Below are 18,205 nucleotides of genomic sequence, written 5' to 3' on the forward strand. Positions count from 1 at the left end.
ACGGTCAGGCCGTGGGGTCGTAGACGCGCCGCTCCTCGGGGAGGCCGGCGTCGTCGTAGAGGGCCTGGAGCCCCTCGGGGGAGAAGATCTCGTGGTCGGGGACCCCGCCGGCGATCCAGCCGAGCATCGCGGTCGTCCACCGCTCGGTGGATCCGGCGGCCTCCAGGACCGCCTGGAAGAAGGGCGGCAGCTCGTCGAGCTCGGCGACGGTCGTGGTGTAGTCGTAGAGCACCGCGGTGTCCTCGTCACGGCGCTTGCCGTACTCGGCCAGCGCCGCGGAGGGGTCGGTCTCGCCGGACGCGGACCGGGTGACCGCGTCGGCGAGCATCTCGGCCTGCAGGAACGCATCGGTAATGCCCCAGCCGGTCAGCGGGTCCTTGTGGTAGCCCGCGTCGCCCACCAGGGCCCAGCCGGGACCGGCTGCCTGACGGTAGAAGTTGTCCGGGTACCGCATCGGGACGAAGGGCTCGAGCGTCCGGCCGCGGTCACGCATCTGCTCGCCGAGCTCGGGGGCCACGTCGTCCAGCACGGCCTGGAAGTGACGGGGCACGTCCTGACGGAACTCGCGCAGCAGATCCTTGCGCCCGATCACGGCGACGAGCTGGCCACCGTTCGTGGGCCACGTCCCGGCCCACGTCCCGTGGTGCCCGGTCCGGTGGTGCATGCCCCAGTCGTCGAGACCCTCGAAGTAGGAGTAGTAGGTGAACCCCGCGGCCGGACGGACGTTGTAGGTCTCCGCACCGACGCGCTTCGCGATCGTCGAATGGGCCCCGTCCGCCCCGACGACGAGCGCTCCGCGGAACTCCTGGTCGGTACCGGAGCCCGAGCGCCCCCGGACCCCGACGACCCGCCCGTCGTCCCAGATCACGTCGGTCACCGCGAAGCCGTCGACGACCTCCGCACCGGCGCGGCGTGCCGCGTTGACGAGGATCTCGTCGAGCACCACCCGACGCGGGCAGTAGACCGCGTCGATGCCGTCGACGGGGTCGGCGAAACCGATCATCGTCACGTCACGGTGCGCGTAGTGCATCGACCGGGACGCGGGTGTGCCGGCCGCGACGACCTCGTCCAACAGGTCCCATGCCTGGAGCCGGGCGAGCCCGGCCTGGTGGAGGTAGTGGGTCGAGACGGTGTCCGACGGCAGCGCGGAGCGGTCGAGGACGAGCACGCGGTGGCCGCGCCGGGCCAACAGCATGGCCAGCGGGGCTCCCCCGCACCGGGCTCCCACGATGATCGCGTCGTACATGCTGGTGCTCCTTGTCGGTCGGGTGTCGGGCGAGGTGCCCGACGGTGTCCGGTGCCCTTGGTACGCACGCCGCGCCGGGGCGACCGCTCAGAAGTGCGCGTCGGGACGAGCCGCCGGGGGAGTGCTCAGAACTGCGCAGGGGAGTGGTCGGTCGCGTCCTAGCGTCGGTGTCGCGAACCGTGGAACAGGGAGGAGCGGCCCGTGACCGCCGTGGAGAACCGTCCGTCCGACCAGGCGGCACCACCTACGCTTCGTGGGCTGGTCGAGGACCTGCACCGCCGCCGGGCCGCCGTCGTGGAGGGGGAGGCCGAGGCCACCGCCCGGCAGCACGCACGGCGCAAGCTGACGGTGCGCGAGCGGCTCGACCTGCTGTTCGACGAGGGGTCGTTCGTCGAGGTGGAGCCGATGCGGCGGCACCGGGCGACCGCGTTCGGGATGGACCGCAGGCGGCCCGAGACCGACGGCGTCGTCGCGGGCTGGGGCACGGTGCACGGCCGGACGGTCTTCGCCTACGCGCACGACTTCCGGATCTTCGGGGGCTCGCTCGGTGAGGCGCACGCCGAGAAGATCCACAAGGTGATGGATCTGGCGCTGTCCGCCGGCGCCCCGCTCGTGTCGCTGAACGACGGGGCCGGCGCGCGCATCCAGGAGGGGGTGACGGCGCTCGCGGGCTACGGCGGCATCTTCCGGCGGAACGTGGCCGCCTCGGGGGTCATCCCCCAGATCAGCGTGATGCTGGGGCCGTGCGCGGGCGGGGCCGCCTACTCCCCGGCGCTGACCGACTTCGTGTTCATGGTCCGCGACGTGGCCCAGATGTTCGTGACCGGACCCGACGTGGTGGCCGCGGTGACCGGTGAGCAGATCGGGCACGATGCCCTGGGCGGTGCCGACGTGCACGCGACGAACGGCGTCGCGACCTTCGTGCACGACGACGAGGCGACCTGCCTGCTCGACGTCCGCCACCTGATCGCCCTGCTACCCGCCCACGGCGACGAGTCACCGCCCGCGACGCGGGTGGAGGACCCGCCCGAGCGGACCTGCGAACGACTCCTGGACCTGGTTCCCGCGGACCCGTCGAAGCTCTACGACATGCGGGAGGTCGTCGAGGACATCGTCGACGACGGGGAGCACATGGAGCTCCACGAGCTCTGGGCACCCAACGTGCTGTGCACCCTCGCGCGGATCGGCGGGCGGGTGGTGGGCATCGTCGCGAACCAGCCGCTCGCCCAGGCCGGGGCGCTGGACATCCCGGCGTCGGAGAAGGCGGCCCGGTTCGTCCGGACCTGCGACGTCTTCAACATCCCGCTGGTCACCCTCGTCGACGTGCCCGGCTTCATGCCCGGCACCCGCCAGGAACACGGGGGGATCATCCGGCACGGCGCGAAGCTCCTCTACGCCTACTGCGCCGCGACGGTGCCCCGGATCCAGGTCATCCTCCGCAAGGCCTACGGCGGCGCCTACATCGTGATGGACTCCCGCTCCATCGGGTGCGACGTGTCCTTCGCGTGGCCGAGCAACGAGGTGGCCGTCATGGGCCCCGACGGGGCGGCCAACGTCATCTTCCGCCGGGAGATCGACCAGGCCGAGGACCCGGAGGGCGTCCGCGCCCGACGCACGGCGCAGTACCGGCAGGAGCTCGTGCACCCCTACTACGCGGCCGAGCGAGGCCTGGTCGACGACGTCATCGACCCCCGCGACACCCGGAGGCTGATCCACCGGACGCTGGACATGCTGAGCGACAAGCACGTCGGCGACGCGGCGCGGCACGGGAACCCGCCCCAGTGAGTGCGCAGGCGGCGCCGGACGTGCGGGTACTGCGCGGCGCACCCACCGACGACGAGCTGGCCGCGTTGATCGCCGTGCTCGCGGCGGCGGCCGGGACGGTCCGGCGCACGTCGTGTCAGGCGGTCCCGCGACGGTCTCGGCGCCCCCGGCGTCGAGGGCCGGGGCGACCGCCCTGCGCAGCCCGGGCGGCGGCCGGTCGGCCGCCGCTCACCCGGAGTGGCCGGTCCAGACCGCGTAGCCGTGCGGGGCGATCTGCAGTACGACGTCCCGGCTGACCCCGGGGCCGGCGGTCCCGGCGTCGACCGTGATCTCGTCGGTGGTGACGGCGACGCCCTGCGCGGCGAAGTACCGGCGGGCGTCGATCACGATGCGGACCGGCAGCCGATGGCGGTCGGGCCCCGTCTCGGTCAGCAGTCCCGTGCCGTCGGTCAGCGCGACGCGGGCGAGCTCCCAGCAGCCGTCCACCTCGTACTCCACCCGGGCCTGGACCTCCGCCGCCGGGCGGCCGTGCAACAGGTCGTACACCCGGAGCGTCAGTGTCATCGGGACGCACCGCCATCAGGCCGGTCCGATACCGCCGTTCGGCGGTCCACGAGGACGACGCTCGGCTGAACGGACGATGCGTAATCCCCGTTTCGTCCGCTGTGTGCCACTCGTTCGTGGACTTCTTCGAACAGCATCTCTACTGTCGGTAATGCTTTCACGGCGTATCGCGGCAGTGGCCATGGGGGGCGTCCGTGCGACTGCGGGTTCTCGGCGTGCTGGACGTCCAGCGCATGACGGGTCAGGCCGTGGACCCGGGAGGGCCTCGGCTGCAGATCGTCCTCGCCTGTCTGCTGCTCGACTGTCCCGCGACGGTCTCGACCGAACGGCTGATCGACGCGGTGTGGCCGGACGCTCCGCCGGCAACGGCCCGGAGCCAGATCCAGATCTGCGTCTCGCACCTGCGGCAGCGGCTGGGGACCGCCGTGGCCCGGATCGTGACCCGACGCGCCGGGTACGCCCTCGAACCCGGCGCGGCCGAGCTGGACCGGCTGGAGTTCGAGCGCGCCGTCGACCGCGCCCGCGAGCTCGTACGGGCCGGCAGATCCAGTGAGGCGGTCACCGTCCTGCGCGGTTCCCTCGCCCTGTGGCGGGGGCCCGTCGTCCTCCCGGAGATCACCAGTCCCGCCGTCCGCGACAGGGCCGTGGTGCTGGAGGAGAGCCGCGCCGTCGTGATCGAGGAGCTGGCCGCGCTGATGCTGGCGAACGGCAGGCACTCGGAGCTGGTACCGCTGCTCAGCCGCGAGATCCTCGACTACCCGCTGCGCGAGCAGATGCGCAGCCAGCTCATGCTGGCGTTGTTCGGAGCCGGCCGGCAGGCCGACGCGCTGCGGGAGTACCGGCGTGCCCGTGACGTGTCGATCGCCGAGCTCGGCATCGAACCCGCCGAGCCGCTGCGCTCGCTGGAGGCCGCGATCCTGCGCGGCGACTCCTCGTTGCTGCAGGGCCCGTCGCCGGCCGCGTCGGCTCCCGCGATGCTCCCGGCGGGCGTCGGTGACTTCACGGGCCGCGAGGCCGCGGTCCGTCGCATGCTCGGTGTGATCCGCTCGAGCACCCGGGGCCGCAGCGCCGCCGCGGTGCTCGTCCTGTCCGGGCACGGCGGGGTCGGCAAGTCGGCACTCGCGCTGCACCTGGCGCACCGCACGGCCGACAGGTTCCCCGACGGCTGCTTCTACGCCTCGATCGGCAGCGACCCGGCCGGTACGGACCGGGCGCTCGAGCGCTTCCTGCGGGCTCTGGGGACTCCGCCCCAGCTCATCCCCGAGTCGTCGGACGAACGGCACGCGGCGTTCCACGAACGCATCGCCGGGCGGTCGGTCCTGATCGTCGTCGACGACGCGACCGTGGAGTCGCAGCTGCTCCCTCTGGTCCCCCCGGGCCCGGGGAGCGCGCTGATCGTCACGAGCAGGCGGCGACTGACCGCCCTCCCGGGCGCCACCCGCTTCGAGGTCGGAGCGTTCGCCCCTGCCGAGTCGATGGCGCTGCTGGAACGCATCCTCGGGTGTGAACGCATCGGGGCCGATCCCGAGGCCGCCCGCACCCTCGCACGGTTCTGCGGGCACCTGCCGCTCGCGGTGCGGATCGCGGCGGCCCGGCTCGCCGCCCGTCCGCACTGGACGTTGCGCGCCATGTGCTCGCGCCTGGCCGACGACTCCATGCAGCTGGACGAACTCCAGCACGGGGACATGGCGGTGCGGGGGAGTCTGCTCCTGACCTACGAGTCGCTGGCCCCCGAGGCCCGCCGACTGCTGCGGCTGCTGGCGCTGCTCGACACCCCCCGCACCGGCGGGTGGGTGTGCGCGGTGCTCCTGAGCTGCGACGGACGTACGGCGGAGAGGCATCTCGACGAGCTCGTGGAGCTGCACCTGCTCGAGATCGTCGAGGTCGGCTCGGACGATCCCCTGTCCGGTCAGTTCCGGCTGCACGAGCTGGTCCGGTTGTTCGCCCGCGAACGCGCGATGGTCGAGGAGACGCCGTCCGGTCGGGTCGAGGCCATCACCCGGGTCGTGCGGGCGTTCCTGCGGCTGGTCGAGCAGACCCATGTCCACGAGTACGGCGGGGATCTGCTGCTGCGGAGCGATGGGCTGCCGGGCGACGGGCCGCGGCCGGGGGCGGACCGCCGCGCCGCCGACCGACTGCCGGTCGAGCCGCTCGCCTGGTTGCGGCGTGAACGCGCTGCCCTGGTCGCCACCGTCTCCCAGGCATCGGCGCTCGGGCTGCACACCGAGTGCTGGTCCCTGGCCGTCACGGCGGTGGTGCTGTTCGAGGCGTACGGCTTCTACGACGAGTGGCGCTCGACCCACCTCACCGCGCTCAGCGCGGTGGTCCGGGCGGGGGACCACCGCGGCGAGGCGGCCGTCCGCTACTCGCTCGGGTCCCTCGAGCTGTTCGAGCAGCGCTACGGACGGGCGCGGGTCGACCTCGACCGGGCCGCCGAGCTGTTCACCGACCTCGCCGACGAGTACGGCCGGGCTCTCGTGGACCGCAACCTCGCCATCCTCGATCGGCTCACCGGGGACTTCGACCGGTCGTGCCAGCGGTCCCGGGCCGCCCTGGTGGTGCTGCGGTCGCACGGTGACCGGTCCGGGGCGGCACACGTGTTGGCCAACCTGGCCCAGCTCGCGATGGACACCGGCCGGGTCGACGAGGCGCTGGCGGTCATCGAGGACGCCGCACGTGCGGTGGAGGACCTGCCCAACCGCAGGCTCGCCGCGCAGATCACCCACCGGCGCGGGCTCGTCCATCTCCGCCGCGGCGAGGGCGAGACCGCCGAGGCGTTGTTCGACCGGGTGCTCACCTTCGCCCGCGCGGTCGACGACCGGTCGGCCGCGTTGCACGGGATGGTCGGACTCGGTGAGGCGCTGGAGCTGCGGGGAGACCCGGTCGCGGCGCGCCGGTCGTTCGAACAGGCCGCCGTCCTCGCCGAGAGCCTGGGCGAGAAGCGGATGCGGGCCCACGCGCTGCTCGCCATCGGTCGCCTCGACCTCGGCCTCGGCGACCGTGCCGCAGCGGCCGCTGCTGCGGTCCAGGCACTGGACGTGATCGAGGGGGCGGGCCTGACACTGCTCGAGGACCAGTGCCGCGCCGCCCTGGCCGTGGCCCGTGGTGACGCCCCGGGAGGAGCCGCGGGGCGTACGCGACCGCCGGCCTGACCTCGGGGGCGTCCTCATCAGTCCCAGACCGTGTTGCGCGGTCGCCGTGGGGAGGTGGTGGATCTGGTGGGTGTGTGCGTCATGACCGGTCGGCTCCTTCGTGGTGGTGGTGGACCGTTCCCGGCGGTCTGTGACGGTCAGCCGGCGTCGGCTCGGGCGTCGAGGTAGAAGCGCAGTGCCGCCGGACGGACCCGCAGCACGCGGCCGGTCCGGAACTCGACGGCCCCCGCCTCCTCGAACCGGCGCAGGAAGTACCCGACCCGGGACCGGGTCGTGCCGACGATGTGCGCCAGCTCCTCCTGCGTGATGCGGTCGTGGATGGTCACCCCGGTCGGCCCCGCGCGGCCCAGTCGGTGGGCCAGGTCGAGCAGGGTCACACCCAGGCGGTGCTCGCTGTCGTCGGTGACGAGATGGCTGATCGAGGTCTGCTGTTCGGCGAGCCGGCCCGCCAGGTGCTGGATGAGATGCCGGTGCAGTACCCGGCCGTCGAGAGCCCGGAAGAGCGCCTCGGCGGAGAACCTCAGCATGTCGACCGGGTCCATCGCCACGGCCGTCTCGGTGCGTGCGCCGTCGAGGAGTGCGAGCTCCCCGACGACCTCCCCGGCACCGTAGATGCGGAGCAGGCACATCTTCCCCGACCGGGAGTGCACGATGGTCTTCACCCGTCCGGTGAGGACGAGGTAGATCGACTCGTCGGGGTGCTGTCCGCGGTACACGGTGCTCCCCTCGGCGAACGACGTCCGGGTGTAGGACAGCTGTCCTCTCCGGACAAGCTCGCCGAGCAGGTCCGGGAACTCCGTCCGGCTCGACGTCCCGATGTTCCCGGGGCGGCGGGCCGGCAACGGTTCCGCCTGACCCACCACCCTGTGCGCGAGCTCCCCCACAGCGCCTCCACGGCGTATCGGACTCCTGCCCGGTCTGGGCGGTGAGTTCGGTACGTCCGACCGTAGGTGTGTGGGCTATCAGGGCCCTATCGAGCTGTATGTCCGATACGGCGGCGGCAGCGGTGATCGGTGCGGGTCGCCCGATCACCGCGCCGAGCCGGTCAGCTCCTGGTGCGCAGACCCAGCACGATCGCCACCGCCATCACGGCGGACAGCACCGCACTGACCAGGCCGATCGTCGACAGCGACGAGGTGAACGCCTGGGTGCCCGCTGCGACCAGCTCTCCGGCCTCCGTGCCGGGGAGCCGGCCGGCAGCCTCCACGGTGCCGGCGAAGGTGTCGGCACCTCCCGCCTCTCCTCCGACAGGGGATCCCACGAGCTGAGTGCGGTAGATGAACGTGCCGAGCGCGCCGAGCACCGCGACGCCCAGTGCCATGCCCAGCTCGGTCGCGGTCTCGGAGACGGCGGCCGCCGAGCCCGCCTTCTCCGGCGGGGAGGAGCCGACGATCAGGTCGGTGCCCAGGGCGATCAGCGGGCCGCCACCGGCGTAGGTCAGGCTGAATCCGACCACCGCCACCCACAGTCCGGTCTCCGGGCCGACCGTTGCGAGCATCAGGTGTCCGACGATGGAGATCAGGAGACCGCCGGCGACGATGTGGGCCGGCGCGAAGCGTCCGGCCAGGGCCGGAGCGGCCATCGAGGTCACGATCAGCCCGAGCGCCGCGGGCAGCAGCCAGAGGCCGGCCGCCATGGGGGACTGCCCCTGTGCCAGCTGCAGGTACTGGGTCACGTAGAGGTAGGTGCCGCCGGCGACGAACATCGCCAGCAGCATGGCCACGGCGGCGGTGCTGAAGGCCCGGCTCCGGAACAGGGTGAGGTCGATCAGCGGGGTCGTCAGGCGCCGCTGCCGGCGGGCGAAGACGACGCCGAGTGTCAGACCGGCGACGATCGCCATCGCGGCGATGCCGGCGTTGCCTCCCACCGCGAGCTCCTTGAGGCCGTAGACGACGGGCATGATCGCGCCGAGGGACAGGGCGACGCTCGCCAGATCGATCGGGTCGGCCTGGTCGGCGCGGTACTCCGGCAGCAGGAGCGGTCCGGCGACGAGCAGCAGCGCCATGACCGGCACCGCGATCAGGAAGACCGAGCCCCACCAGAAGACCTGCAGCAGCGCGCCGCCGATCACCGGACCGAGCGCGATCCCGACCGAGAACATGGTGACCCACAGCCCGATCGCCATGCCGCGCTGGCGCGGGTCGCCGAACATCGCGCTGATCAGTGACAGGGTCGAGGGCATCAGGGTCGCGCCGGCGATCCCCAGAGCGGCCCGGCTGACCAGGAGAGCCTCCGGGCTGGTCGCCAGTGCGGCCACGATCGACGCGACGCCGAAGGCGGCCGCGCCGATCAGGAGCAGCTTCCGCCGCCCGATGCGGTCGCCGAGGCTGCCCATCGTGACCAGCAGGCCCGCGATCATGAAGCCGTAGATGTCGATGATCCACAGCATCTGCTGTGCGGTGGCGCCGAGATCCAGGGTGATCGCGGGACCGGCCAGGTGCAGGACGCTGACGTCCATCGAGACGAGGAGGGTGGGAAGTGCCAGTACCGCGAGGCCGAGCCATTCGCGGGTACCGGCGCGCTGCTCGCGAGGCGCGACGGTGGTCATGACGGGACTCCTTGGTCGAAGTTGGCGTACCATCGGTACGTACAAGGGGACCGTAGCACGTTCACATACCGTCGGTACATGAAATCGGGGAGGGTCGATGACCGGAGTGCGGGTCCGGCAGCGGGAGCAGACGCGCCAGGCGCTGATCCAGGAGGCGCGGACGTTGTTCGCCCAGCGTGGCTACGGCGCGGTCGGGCTGGCCGAGATCGTGGCCGCCGCCGGTGTCACCAAGGGGGCCCTCTACCACAGCTTCGACGGCAAGATCGGCCTGTTCCGCGAGGTCCTCGCGCAGGTCCAGTCGGAGGTCGCCGACCGGGTGGCCACATCGGTGTCCGACGACGCGGACTCCTGGGTCTCCTTCGTCGAAGGGTGCCGGGCGTTCCTGTCGGTGTCGAACGACCCCGAGCTGTCCCGGATCATGCTGATCGACGGGCCCGCGGTCCTGGGGTGGGCGGAGTGGCGGCGGCTGGACGAGCAGACCTCCGCGCGGCATCTGGCGGAGTCGCTGCAGCAGCTCGTCGACGACGGGGTGATCGCGGCGCAGCCGGTCGAGCCGCTGACCAGGCTGTTGTCCGGTGCGATGAACGAGGCTGCCCTGTGGCTGGCCGAGGCGCGGGGGACGGTGGACAGCGAGGCCGTCTGGACCGCGTTCCACGGCCTGCTCTGCTCGCTCCGCTGACGTCGGACCGCCGACCGGGGTGTCGGCCGGGTCGTCCGCTCCGGGCAGCAGAGGTCTCTCCGCCGGCATGCCCTCGGCGCAGCCGGGTAGTCCGCTCGTCATGACCCACGACCGTCGCAGCTCCGGGTCCGGCTCCGTGCTCGGTCCCTCCGGTGCGGGTGTCCGCCCTCCCGGCGCGGCTCGACGGGATCCGGTGGGCCACGTGATCGCGCGTCGAGCCGTCGTCCGCCGACCGTGTCGAGGAACAGGGCCGCGTGCGGTGCGCGGATTCCGGTTCCCGGCAGATGGTCGGCGCGATCCTCTGAGGCTTATTCAGGGCCGCCTGGCGGGCTACCTCGCTGCGGTCCCGACCTGGAGAAACACCGCACTTCATGATCACCCTGAATAAGTCTCTCTGTTCCCCTCGATATCGACCCCCCATGGTGCGTCGCCAGGAATAGGGCCGTCGTCGGAATCGGTTCGTCTGTGTCGAGAACGCGATGTGACAGCGCCGCGCGATCGGTTCCGCGAGGACCGGGGTGCCGCGCGGACATCGCCGGAACAGGGGTGCGAGAAGGAGGGCTTCTGTGATGGGAGTTGATCGGATCAGAGTGGACTCCCCGCATCCGGATGTGTATCGGATCCGGGTGTGGGGCTTCCTGGACACCACAGCGGGTGCGCGGATCCTGCGCCAGGTCGACGCCCGCCTCGCCCTGCTCGACGACGCCCGTGTGCGGGCCGGGCACATCCTGGCCGACCTGGCCGGGGTCGCGGCTGCGACCTCGCCGGGGCTGTCCGCTCTGCGCCACGCCACCTACGCGACCGCGCGCCGCGGGGTGGGTTTCCACCTCGTCGGTGCGGGGCACCTCGCGGCACGGGCCGGGGTGCGGGCCCACGCCGTGCTGGAGCGGATCGGGCAGTTCCCCGATCTGTCGGCTGCACTGGACACGCTGGTCACGGCCCCGGACCATCGCGACGGGGGCCGGTCACCGCGCCCGTGCCGGGGCGTCGCGTCACCGAGCCCCCGGTCCCGAGGGTGAGCACCGCAGGAGAAGGAGGAAGGTGGAGAACGATGCAGGCAGTCGTGGGCGACCACATCGTCGTCGAGTCCGCCACGCTGGGGCGAACCGCCCGACTCGGTGAGGTGCTCGGCGTGCTGGGACAGAACGGGGAGCCGCCGTACCGGGTCCGGTGGGCCGATGGGGCGGAGTCGCTCTACAGTCCCGGCGCCGACGCCCGGGTGCGGCTCGTCGCGCCCGAGCCCGACCCGGAGGAAACCGTGATCGGGGAGGGCGACGTCGAGTGGGTGGAACCGGTTCGCGACGACGGTTCTCCGGTATCGGATCCGCGTCCTTGACAACCGCCGTGGAGTGTCTTATTAGTGGAGGTGTCCGAGAGATCGGACACCGCACGACAACCGTCCGAGTGTGAGCGACGGTTCCTCCGAGCAGGCCGGGAATGGTAGGCCGAAGTGAGTCCGGGCGACAGATATGGTGACGTCGTCCGTGCCGTGCCCCGTTTCCCGGTGTGCGTGGAAAAGGTCGGAAAGGGAGGTGAGAACCTGGTGATGCGTACCAATCCGTTCCGTGCGCTGGACCGGTTCCTCGACCCGGACGCCAGACCGTTCGTCCCGGCGGCCCCGGGTTGGCCGACGCACGTCGCGATCGGGTCGACGATCGCGGACGACAGCTCCTGGTCCGGTCCTCCCTGACGCGGCGGTCCGCCGAGGTCACGGCCACCGAACGGCCACGGAACGGCCACGACGACAGGTTCGGAAGGGGGTGGCAGCCACCTCGAGACTTCTGATCATCGACCGACCATCACTCGAACCGCACGGTGGAGTCGCCCACGGGTCGGGCACCGTCCGCGGTGCTCCGACCGGGGCGACTCCGCTCCTCGACCCTCGTGAGGTGATGACGATGCTGGACGCCCCGTGTGTAGCGCCCTCGGGTGTTCCGGCCCGAGCCGACACGGCCCCCGTCGTCGAGATGCCGCTCGACGGCCGTACCTCACCCGACTGCGGGGTCACCGCCCACGTCGAGACCGGGCCCGACACCGACGCCGCGTTCTTCGCCATCGTCGCCGCGTCCGGTCCGTGGCCCGAAGCCCGGCTTCGGACCGCCCGCCGTCGCACGATCCGGCGTCCTCGCACCGACACCGCCACCGACCGCGAGGACACGCCCGACCGCGCCGGCCCGGGAGGCGCCGGACCGGGAACGCGACCAACGCGGCACGACGCCGGGCGCCGAAGAGTGCGCCCCGACCAACGCTCGCCTCCGACCGCATGAGCAGGGGCCCCGGGCCGTCACGGCCCGGGGCCCCTGCTCATGCGCGTCGGTCCTCATCGGACCATCGTGACTGTGCGGTGCCGCACCGATACCGCGACCGATCTTCCGCGGACGAGTACCTCCTGCGTAACTTACGAGGTATGCCTAAGTTAAGTCGCCGAGGACTCCTCGGTGCCGCCGTGTGCGGCGCGCTGCTGTTCGGAACCGTCGCCTGCGGCAGTGAGTCCTCCGGTGCCCCCGACACCGCCCAGGGCTCGGTCACGGTCACCCACGCACTGGGCACCACGACCGTGCCGCCCGGTGTCTCACGGATCGTGGCGCTCGGGCCCACCGGGTTCGACGTCGCACTGGCGCTGCAGGCGCCCGTCGTCGGAGCGTCCTCCAGCGGCAGCGAGTCCGGTCTCTCCCCGTGGACGTCGCAGGCCCCGGGGGCCAAGGACGTCGAGGTGCTCCCCGTGACCGGCGAGGCCACCGAGGTGAACATCGAGCAGGTCGCCGCCCTGAAGCCGGACCTGATCTTCGCCCCTGGCTACTTCGCGCTGCAGAAGTCCTACCAGCAGCTCAGTGCGATCGCGCCGACGATCGGCTACCAGAAGGGCCCGGCCCAGGACACCTGGCAGGAGATGACGACGCAGCTCGCGACGGCGCTCGGCCGGCCGGCCGACGCCGAGCGGGTCATCGGCCAGGTGCAGACGAAGCTCGACGAGACGCGGGCCGCGCACCCGGCGCTGCAGGGTGCCACCTACACCTTCGGCTTCGTGCAGCCCGGTGCGGTGACCGCCCTGCGTGACCCGGACGACGCGATGAACTCGGTGCCCGCGGCGCTGGGGCTCTCGCTGTCGCCGCAGATCCTCGCGCTGCCGAAGGGGGAGTCGTTCGGGGTGCAGCTCTCCTCCGAGCAGATCGCCTCGCTCGACGCGGACGCCCTCGTCCTGTTCGACGGCGGTGACGCGGAGGCACTCAGGACCCTCCAGCAGAACCCGCTGTACGAGCGGCTGCCGGTGGTGCAGCGCGGCGCGGTCGTGACCTACGACTACGACGAGTTCATCGGGCTGCGCAACCCGTCCCCGCTGTCGATCCCATGGATCGTCGACCGGATCGCCCCGCGTCTGTCGGACGCCGTGTCCAAGTAGTCCCTCGTCCTCCACTGCGGCCGGCTCCGGCATCCCCGGTGCCGGCCGCAGTCGTGTGCGGAGGGTTGATCCCCGGGGCCGGGGCCTCCGTCGAACGGGCCGAGGAGGCCCGGGGCGTCACACCAGGACGCAGTAACGCCAACGCGCGACGAGATCAGTCAAACGAGTGACGCTGGCCTCCTCACGCTACTCCGACCTGGCGTTTCGGGCGGTGTGGGAGTTCTGCGTGATGTCACTCTCTAGGCGGGATGTTGATCGATGTGATGAAGTTAGGCTCGCCTTAGAGAAGTGCAGCCGACCATGTGCAAGGGACAGTGATGGCCGACCCCGCGAGGGTGCGAAGCGGTGGCGGTCGGACGACCGGCTGCGTCGCCGAGTGTCGGGACGAGGTCGGGCGGCACCACGGCAGCCTCACCGAGGACACCACGACGGGGAGCGCGAGCCTCGGGAGCCCGGTCGCTCTCCGTGATACCAGCAGCCCCCGACCGTCGACCCGCGACGGCCACGACCAGCTCGAGCGGGCGGTGTCCGCCGGCACCGAGCGGTCCGGTCCGTGTCCCGCCGGTCGCGCCGCGCGCTGATCCGACCCGACCGACGACAGAGGAGACAGCCATGTCCGTCAACCCGTTCGACGACGAGACCGGGACGTTCTACGCCCTGGTCAATGACGAGGGTCAGTACTCCCTGTGGCCCGGGTTCGCCGCCGTCCCCGCGGGTTGGCAGGTCGCGCACGGTCCGGCCGACCGCGCGTCCTGCCTCGCGCACGTCGAGCAGCACTGGACCGACCTGCGACCGCGCAGCTTGGCCGACCGCACCGGCTGACCCGCTCCACCCCTCACCCCCGAAACGGAAGGAACCCCCATGTCCGGCGTCGCCGATGTCGTCCCGCAGGTGTACCGCACGCTGCTCAGCGGCAAGATCCACCGCGCCACGGTCACCCAGGCCGACCTGCACTACGTCGGTTCGCTCACCGTCGACGAGGACCTCATGGACGCGGCCGGGCTGGTCGAGGGCGAGAAGGTCCAGGTCCTCGACATCGACAACGGCAACCGCCTCGAGACCTACGTCATCACCGGTGAGCGCGGTACCGGCGTGATCGGTGTCAACGGGGCCGCGGCACACCTCGTGCACCCCGGCGACCTCACGATCATCGTCGCCTACCAGCAGGTCCCGCAGTCCGCTGTCGCCGACCACGTGCCGCGGGTCGTCCACGTCGACGCCCACAACCGGATCGTCGAGCTCGACACCGACCCCGCCGCTCCGGTGCCCGGAGCCCTCGACCAGTTCGCCGGTCGCTGAGCGTCCGCAACCACCGCGCAGGAGGAACCACCCCGATGAGCCCCGTGTCCACCGACGAGCTCCGTGAGCTGATCGCCGACCTGGTCGACGAGGAGCCCGCGGACGTCGGCGACGACGACGACCTGTTCGAGCTCGGCCTGCAGTCCATCGCGCTCATGCGCCTGGTCTCGCGCTGGCGCGACGAGGGGCTCGACGTGGGGTTCGGCGACCTCGCCGCCCGCCCGACCGTCGCGGCGTGGGCCGCGCTCCTGGCCCGCCGTCCCGACGCCGCCCCGGCGACGGACGGCACCGACGAGCAGCCCACCGACGCGGGGCAGCCCGCCGCGACCGACGAGTCCGCCGAGTTCGGGCTGGCCCTGCTCCAGCACGCGTACTGGGCCGGCCGCGACCCGGCCCAGCCCCTGGGCGGGGTGGCCCCGCACCTGTACCTGGAGTTCGACGGGCCCGGTCTCGACCCCGACCGGCTGGCCGCGGCCGTCCGCCGGCTCGTCGACCGGCACCCCATGCTGCGCGCCCGCATCACCGACAACGGCCGCCAGGAGATCCTGCCCGCCGACGGCCAGGGCACGCCCGTCGTGCACGACCTGCGTGCGGTGTCCGACACCGAGCGCGAGCAGCGGCTGGCCGCGACCCGGGACGCGATGTCGCACGAGATGCTCGCGATCGAGCGGGGCGAGGTCTTCCGGGTCGCGGTGAGCCTGCTGCCCGACGGAGCCCGGCTGCACGTCGACGTCGACATGGTCGCCGCGGACGCCGTCAGCTTCCGGGTGCTGCTCGCCGACCTGGCCCACTGCTACGCCCACCGCCTCGACGCGCCCGAGACCGAACCGATCGGCGTCACCTACCGGGAGTACCTGCAGGCCAGGCCGGCTGCACGCCGGGCGGTGTCCGACGCCGCCCGTGCCTACGGGGAGACCCGGGCCGCCGACCTGCCCGGGGCGCCCGAGCTGCCCGCGGTGGAACACGGCACCGGCCGGCCGCGCGCCCAGCGGCTCGCGTTCACCCTGGCCGGCGACGAGCGGGACGCGGTCTTCGCCGCGTGCCGCCGCCACGGTCTGACCGCGGCCGCCGTCATCGCCACCGCCTACGCCGAGGTGGTCGGCGCGTGGAGCGCGCAGCCACGGTTCGTGGTGAACGTCCCGCTGTTCGACCGCGACCCGGTCCACCCCGAGATCGACCGGGTCGTCGGTGACTTCACCGGCTCGGTCCTGCTCGAGGTCGACCTGACCACGCCCGCGACGTTCCTGGAACGGGCACGGGCCGTCCAGCACCGGCTGCACTCCGACGCCGAGCACGCCGCCTTCTCCGGTGTGGAGGTGCTGCGCGAGCTCGGCCGCCGCGCGGGCGAGCAGGTACTCGCACCGGTGGTCTTCACCAGCGGGCTGAACCTCGGCGAGCTGTTCGACGAGCAGGCGCGGGCGCTGTTCGGCGACCCGGTGTGGATGATCTCGCAGGGGCCGCAGGTCCTGCTCGACGCGCAGATCACCGAGGTCGGCGGGCAGATCGTGGTCAACTGGGACGTCCGCGCCGACCTGCTGCCCGACGGCGTCGGCGAGGCCATGTTCGCCGCGTTCAGCCGGCTCGTGCGCGGTCTGGGCGAGGAGCGGACCTGGTCCGTACCCGTCCCGGCGCTGCTGCCCGCCGACCAGCTCGCCGTGCGCGAGCGCGTCAACACCACCGCCGAGCTGCCGCCGGCGCGACCGCTGCACCACGACTTCTTCGCCGGCGCCGTCGCCCGCGGGGACGCCCCCGCCGTCGTCGCCGACTCCGGGGTGCTGGGCCACGCCGAGCTGGCCGACCGGGCACTGCGGGTCGCGGCCGGGCTGCGCGAGCGCGGGGTCGCGCCGGGCGAGCCGGTCGCGGTGACGCTGCCGCGCGGACCGGAGCAGGTCGTCGCGGTGCTCGGGGTGCTCGCCGCGGGCGGCACCTACGTGCCGCTGGGCGTGGAGCAGCCCCCCGCCAGGGTCGAGCGGATCCGGGCGGTGTCCGGGCACCGGTGGGCGATCACCGCCGAGCCGGGGGAGGACCGGGTGACGCTCACCGAGCTCCTGGCCCACGCGCCGCTGCCCGAGGCGGCCGGCCCGGACCCGGAGCAGGCCGCCTACCTGCTGTTCACCTCCGGCTCCACCGGCGAGCCCAAGGGAGTCGAGGTCCCGCACCGCGCCGCCGTCGCCACCCTCGACGACCTCGTCCGCCGCTACCGGATCGGGAGCGGCGACCGGACGCTCACGGTCTCCGCACTCGACTTCGACCTGTCGGTGTTCGACCTGTTCGCGGTGCTCGGCACCGGCGGTGCCGCCGTCGTCGTGCCCGAGGGCGCCCAGCGCGACCCCGACCACTGGGCACGCGCGATCCGCGAGCACGGCGTCACGATCCTCAACTGCGTGCCGGCGCTGCTCGACGCGCTGCTGGCCACCGGGCACGACCTCGGCGACACCCTGCGCCAGGTCCTGCTCGGCGGCGACCGGGTGGGCACCGATCTGCCGTGCCGGCTGCGCGAACGGGTGCCCGGCTGCGGCTTCGCCGGGCTCGGCGGCACGACCGAGACCGCGATCCACTCCACCGTCACCGAGGTCGGCGACGGCCCCGGTGCCGTCGACCCGGAGTGGCGGTGCGTTCCCTACGGCACCCCGCTCGACGGGGTCGCGCTGCGCGTCGTCGACCACCTCGGCCGCGACGCACCCGACCACGTTCCCGGCGAACTGTGGATCGGCGGCGCCGGGGTGGCGCACGGCTACCGCGGCGACCCGGACCGCACCGCGGACCGCTTCCTGACGCTCGACGGGCGCCGCTGGTACCGCACCGGGGACCTCGCCCGCTACCGATCCGACGGCACCGTCGAGTTCCTCGGCCGTCGCGACGACCAGGTCAAGCTGAACGGTTTCCGGGTCGAGCTGGGGGAGGTCGAGGCCGCCACCGCCGCCGTCGACGGGGTCGCCCGCGCGGTCGCCGTCGTCGTCGGCGACGCGGTGCTCGCGGTCGCCGTGCACGGCACCGCCGACCCCGACACCGTCGCGGCCGCGCTCCCGGACGCGCTGCCGCCGCACATGGTCCCGCGGGCGGTCGTCGCGCTGGACCGGATGCCGCTGACCGCGAACGGCAAGATCGACCGCCGGGCCGTGCGGGCCGCCGTCGCCGAGCGGGTGGCCGAGGGCGGAGACCGGGTCGAGCCCGACTCCGCCCTGGAGCGGGTGGTGACTCGGGTGTGGGCGCAGGTGCTCGAGCACGACGGCCCGGTGGGCGTCGAGACCCCGCTGTTCGCCCTCGGCGGGGACTCGGTCCTGGTCACGGTGATCGTCTCCCAGCTGCGGGAGCTGCTCGACACCGACGCCGTCTCCGCACGCACGGTCTTCGCCCACCCGACGGTGCGGGAGCTGTGCCGGGCCCTGCGCGCGCAGGAGCCCGAACGCCTCGACGCCGTCGCCGAGGTCGTCGACGAGATCGAGTCGCTCGCCGAGGACGAGGTCGACCGGGCGCTGGCCGACCGGTGAGCGGTCCTCCGCACTGCTGAGCCCCGCCGCCGCGCCGCGCCCGAACTGCGGCACCCGAACGA

The 18,205-nt window shown here is 72.7% G+C and carries 15 protein-coding genes; 11 read left to right on the forward strand and 4 right to left on the reverse strand.

What is annotated here, in order from left to right; all coding sequences use genetic code 11:
* Positions 1-4: 4 nt before the first annotated feature.
* Entirely contained in the window at positions 5-1,246 is a 1,242-nt protein-coding gene (locus tag KPL59_RS25530) for an NAD(P)/FAD-dependent oxidoreductase (protein WP_226362281.1), read from the reverse strand.
* A gap of 201 nt (positions 1,247-1,447) precedes the next feature.
* On the opposite strand from KPL59_RS25530, the gene KPL59_RS25535 reads away from it, so the two are divergent.
* Together KPL59_RS25535 and KPL59_RS25540 are read left to right on the forward strand one after the other, a co-directional pair.
* On the forward strand, positions 1,448-3,031 hold the full coding sequence (locus KPL59_RS25535; RefSeq protein ID WP_374111667.1) for an acyl-CoA carboxylase subunit beta: 1,584 nt from the start codon (positions 1,448-1,450) through the stop codon (positions 3,029-3,031).
* A 20-nt stretch (positions 3,032-3,051) separates the two neighbouring features.
* Complete coding sequence (locus tag KPL59_RS25540; RefSeq protein ID WP_226362817.1) at positions 3,052-3,306, forward strand: acyl-CoA carboxylase epsilon subunit; 255 nt, start codon at positions 3,052-3,054, stop codon at positions 3,304-3,306.
* Here the strand turns inward: KPL59_RS25540 and KPL59_RS25545 are convergent.
* Positions 3,239-3,574 carry a hydroxyisourate hydrolase gene (locus KPL59_RS25545; protein ID WP_226362282.1) on the reverse strand — a complete coding sequence of 112 codons (336 nt, stop codon included), beginning with the start codon at positions 3,572-3,574 and terminating at the stop codon, positions 3,239-3,241. The two genes, KPL59_RS25540 and KPL59_RS25545, sit on opposite strands and share 68 nt — an antisense overlap.
* Positions 3,575-3,768: 194 nt before the next feature.
* Here KPL59_RS25545 and KPL59_RS25550 point away from each other — a divergent pair, with 194 nt between their 5' ends.
* Positions 3,769-6,726 (forward strand): BTAD domain-containing putative transcriptional regulator, encoded by a 2,958-nt coding sequence (locus KPL59_RS25550; protein WP_226362283.1) that lies wholly within the window; start codon positions 3,769-3,771, stop codon positions 6,724-6,726.
* Positions 6,727-6,863: 137 nt separating this feature from the next.
* Here the strand turns inward: KPL59_RS25550 and KPL59_RS25555 are convergent, their stop codons facing one another.
* The gene (locus tag KPL59_RS25555; protein WP_226362284.1) at positions 6,864-7,610 is read right to left on the reverse strand and encodes a Crp/Fnr family transcriptional regulator; all 747 of its coding nucleotides are present in this window, start codon (positions 7,608-7,610) and stop codon (positions 6,864-6,866) included.
* 161 nt (positions 7,611-7,771) lie between these two features.
* Positions 7,772-9,274, reverse strand: a complete 1,503-nt coding sequence (locus tag KPL59_RS25560) for an MFS transporter (protein ID WP_226362285.1) — start codon at positions 9,272-9,274, stop codon at positions 7,772-7,774.
* 97 nt (positions 9,275-9,371) lie between these two features.
* On the opposite strand from KPL59_RS25560, the gene KPL59_RS25565 reads away from it, so the two are divergent.
* From KPL59_RS25565 to KPL59_RS25600, 8 genes are all read left to right on the forward strand, one after another.
* On the forward strand, positions 9,372-9,953 hold the full coding sequence (locus KPL59_RS25565) for a TetR/AcrR family transcriptional regulator (protein WP_060712267.1): 582 nt from the start codon (positions 9,372-9,374) through the stop codon (positions 9,951-9,953).
* A 626-nt stretch (positions 9,954-10,579) separates the two neighbouring features.
* Entirely contained in the window at positions 10,580-10,972 is a 393-nt protein-coding gene (locus tag KPL59_RS25570; protein WP_226362286.1) for a hypothetical protein, read from the forward strand.
* A 44-nt stretch (positions 10,973-11,016) separates the two neighbouring features.
* Positions 11,017-11,289 (forward strand): DUF1918 domain-containing protein, encoded by a 273-nt coding sequence (locus tag KPL59_RS37140; RefSeq protein ID WP_308187950.1) that lies wholly within the window; start codon positions 11,017-11,019, stop codon positions 11,287-11,289.
* Between the two features lie 210 nt (positions 11,290-11,499).
* Positions 11,500-11,643: a hypothetical protein gene (locus KPL59_RS25580; RefSeq protein WP_226359095.1), complete on the forward strand. Its 144-nt coding sequence runs from the start codon at positions 11,500-11,502 to the stop codon at positions 11,641-11,643.
* A 717-nt stretch (positions 11,644-12,360) separates the two neighbouring features.
* Positions 12,361-13,353 (forward strand): iron-siderophore ABC transporter substrate-binding protein, encoded by a 993-nt coding sequence (locus KPL59_RS25585; protein WP_170918283.1) that lies wholly within the window; start codon positions 12,361-12,363, stop codon positions 13,351-13,353.
* A gap of 612 nt (positions 13,354-13,965) precedes the next feature.
* Positions 13,966-14,175, forward strand: a complete 210-nt coding sequence (locus KPL59_RS25590; RefSeq protein WP_020627831.1) for an MbtH family protein — start codon at positions 13,966-13,968, stop codon at positions 14,173-14,175.
* Between the two features lie 69 nt (positions 14,176-14,244).
* The gene (panD, locus tag KPL59_RS25595; protein WP_043282205.1) at positions 14,245-14,652 is read left to right on the forward strand and encodes an aspartate 1-decarboxylase; all 408 of its coding nucleotides are present in this window, start codon (positions 14,245-14,247) and stop codon (positions 14,650-14,652) included.
* Positions 14,653-14,687: 35 nt separating this feature from the next.
* Positions 14,688-18,143, forward strand: coding sequence for a non-ribosomal peptide synthetase (locus tag KPL59_RS25600; protein WP_226362287.1), 3,456 nt, complete (start codon positions 14,688-14,690; stop codon positions 18,141-18,143).
* Positions 18,144-18,205 lie beyond the last annotated feature (62 nt).

It is taken from the genome of Pseudonocardia sp. ICBG1142, from assembly GCF_020496255.1.
Taxonomy (GTDB): domain Bacteria; phylum Actinomycetota; class Actinomycetes; order Mycobacteriales; family Pseudonocardiaceae; genus Pseudonocardia.

Coding starts and splice junctions, on each gene's coding strand:
- KPL59_RS25530 (WP_226362281.1), bottom strand. CDS start 1,246: ATGTACGACGCGATCATCGTGGGAGCCCGGTGCGGGGGAGCCCCGCTG.
- KPL59_RS25545 (WP_226362282.1), bottom strand. CDS start 3,574: ATGACACTGACGCTCCGGGTGTACGACCTGTTGCACGGCCGCCCGGCG.
- KPL59_RS25560 (WP_226362285.1), bottom strand. CDS start 9,274: ATGACCACCGTCGCGCCTCGCGAGCAGCGCGCCGGTACCCGCGAATGG.
- KPL59_RS25565 (WP_060712267.1), top strand. CDS start 9,372: ATGACCGGAGTGCGGGTCCGGCAGCGGGAGCAGACGCGCCAGGCGCTG.
- KPL59_RS25580 (WP_226359095.1), top strand. CDS start 11,500: ATGCGTACCAATCCGTTCCGTGCGCTGGACCGGTTCCTCGACCCGGAC.
- KPL59_RS25585 (WP_170918283.1), top strand. CDS start 12,361: ATGCCTAAGTTAAGTCGCCGAGGACTCCTCGGTGCCGCCGTGTGCGGC.
- KPL59_RS25590 (WP_020627831.1), top strand. CDS start 13,966: ATGTCCGTCAACCCGTTCGACGACGAGACCGGGACGTTCTACGCCCTG.
- KPL59_RS25600 (WP_226362287.1), top strand. CDS start 14,688: ATGAGCCCCGTGTCCACCGACGAGCTCCGTGAGCTGATCGCCGACCTG.